The 2,047-nt window shown below is 38.4% G+C and carries 2 protein-coding genes; both read right to left on the bottom strand.

Going from position 1 to position 2,047, the window contains the following annotated elements:
- Positions 1–28: 28 nt before the first annotated feature.
- Positions 29–1,189: an HDOD domain-containing protein gene (locus tag GQR46_RS19105; protein ID WP_024593401.1), complete on the bottom strand. Its 1,161-nt coding sequence runs from the start codon at positions 1,187–1,189 to the stop codon at positions 29–31.
- Positions 1,190–1,232: 43 nt separating this feature from the next.
- Positions 1,233–1,814 carry an aminodeoxychorismate/anthranilate synthase component II gene (locus GQR46_RS19100; protein WP_165742110.1) on the bottom strand — a complete coding sequence of 194 codons (582 nt, stop codon included), beginning with the start codon at positions 1,812–1,814 and terminating at the stop codon, positions 1,233–1,235.
- Between the last annotated feature and the right edge of the window lie 233 nt (positions 1,815–2,047).

Below are 2,047 nucleotides of genomic sequence, written 5' to 3'. Positions count from 1 at the left end.
CAAAAAAATTAACAAAAAATTCAGATTTTTAGTCAATTTGAATAGCTAAATTGGTAAAATTACTCGATTGGAGGGTTTTTAGTTCCGTTTTAGTGAACTTAAAGTACGAAAACCAGCTTAGAGTTTCATCGGGCTCAATAAGTTGATGCTCTTTTAAATTAAGATATTGAGAGTAGCAACGTGCCTTTAGCATTACTTCTGTTAATGGCAGTAATGTATCGCCTTTATCTACCCCATTTACTAGCTGCTGCATGACACCTTTAAACGGTAAATATTTAAAAGCCATTTTGTCTATTACCTTCGCGCTTACTTCTATCGACTTATTGCTAAGTAGAGTAGTTAAAAATAGCGGATCGGGTTGTAGCTCTAATAATGCGGTGTGTAAATCTTTTTGGTTTTCATTTCGGGCTAACTGCACTTTGCGTTGCCATACTTTCTCAAACGTTTTTAAGTACAAGCGCACTAATGCAATTCGTCCTACATCTAAAAGCATTCCAAGGGTAAATGCATGTACGTCATTCACATTATTAATTTGTGCAATTTTTTGCGCAGCAATCGCGTTTGCCATCGCGCTGTCGCGTAGCCGGCGTTTTAATAATGAAAATGGTTCGGTGCTATGTGGCATCCAATGACGGGCAGCAAATGTAGGAATAACAAGCTGTAAGTTATCAAGGCCAATATAACGAAGGGCAAGCGATGGTTTATCTACTTTTACAGACGTATTTTTACTACGCTGATTACGATAGTAAGGTAAATTAACGAGCGTTACTAATTCTCTACCCAACCAGCTTATATCATTAACCAGTGGCTCTAAACGTCCTACCGACGCTGACTTTACAGCTAATATGTCGAGTATATTGGCAATGCCATCTTCAATACCTATAGTGCTGTGGATTACACCATCTATATCTTCAAGCTGCTTATATATAGCTGTTTCAATAGTTTTGTGCAGTTGCTCACTCGCTTGAGCGCGGTACTTATGATGTGCAGTACTGCTTTGCTGGCGTTTATTCTGTGCGGCCACTTCAACCTGAAGCAAAGTGCGTTGCTTCATGGGTTCGCCGTAATCTATATCTAATGTATGAATGAAACCAATTTGCTGATGCGCAAAGCTGTGCCCAAGCAATAAGTCATGAGCCCGTTGGCTTAGTATTTTGGCAGTACGCTGTTGCGCTACAAGTTCAGTCATGACATCCATTAATAAAGTATTAAATGCTCTGTGTATTATAACATTAGAAGCGAGTTAAAAAGTTATCAAGCAGTTCTAAGCCTTGATCAGTTAGAATAGCTTCGGGGTGAAACTGCACACCTTCGATTGCTAGTTCTTTATGAAGTAACCCCATAATTTCGTCAAACTCGCCTTGCTCAGTCTGAGTCCATGCGGTTACTTCAAGTTCTTTAGGTAAAGTTTGTGCTTTAACCACTAAAGAATGATAACGACACACTGTTAACGGGTTAGCTAAACCTTTAAACACCCCTTTATTAGTGTGAACTATGGGTGATGTTTTACCGTGCATTACTTTTTTAGCACGAACTACATCTCCTCCTAAAGCTTGCGCGATAGTTTGATGCCCCAAGCAAATCCCTAAAATAGGATATTGCCCTTTTAGTTGCTCAACAACATTTAGTGAAATACCCGCTTCGTTAGGGGTGCATGGCCCTGGCGATAACACGATGTGTTTCGGGTTCAACTGCTTTATTTGTGCAATGCTTAGCTCGTCATTACGTTTCACTAAAACGTCTTGATCTAAACGCTGAAAATATTGCACTAAGTTGTAAGTAAACGAGTCGTAGTTGTCGATCATCAACAGCATTACACAACAAACCTTATAAATTATTGACCACTTACTTCACACAAGTGGTACTAAGCGCTGCATTCTACCACTATTAATTAACCAACATAAATTAGCAAAAAGCGTTAAAAGTTAACTATTTTAGCTAAAATGCTTAAAAGCCTTTAGCAGGTATTGGTTTACTTAACCTGAACTCTGGTTAAGAGGTTTATTAACGTATTGAATCATGGTGATATTTAAATTTATTTTCTCTA

Source organism: Pseudoalteromonas sp. Z1A6, from assembly GCF_011378745.1.
Classification (GTDB): domain Bacteria; phylum Pseudomonadota; class Gammaproteobacteria; order Enterobacterales; family Alteromonadaceae; genus Pseudoalteromonas; species Pseudoalteromonas arctica.
This window is presented reverse-complemented; position numbering and strand designations above follow the sequence as displayed.

Coding starts and splice junctions, on each gene's coding strand:
- GQR46_RS19105 (WP_024593401.1), bottom strand. CDS start 1,189: ATGACTGAACTTGTAGCGCAACAGCGTACTGCCAAAATACTAAGCCAA.
- GQR46_RS19100 (WP_165742110.1), bottom strand. CDS start 1,814: ATGCTGTTGATGATCGACAACTACGACTCGTTTACTTACAACTTAGTG.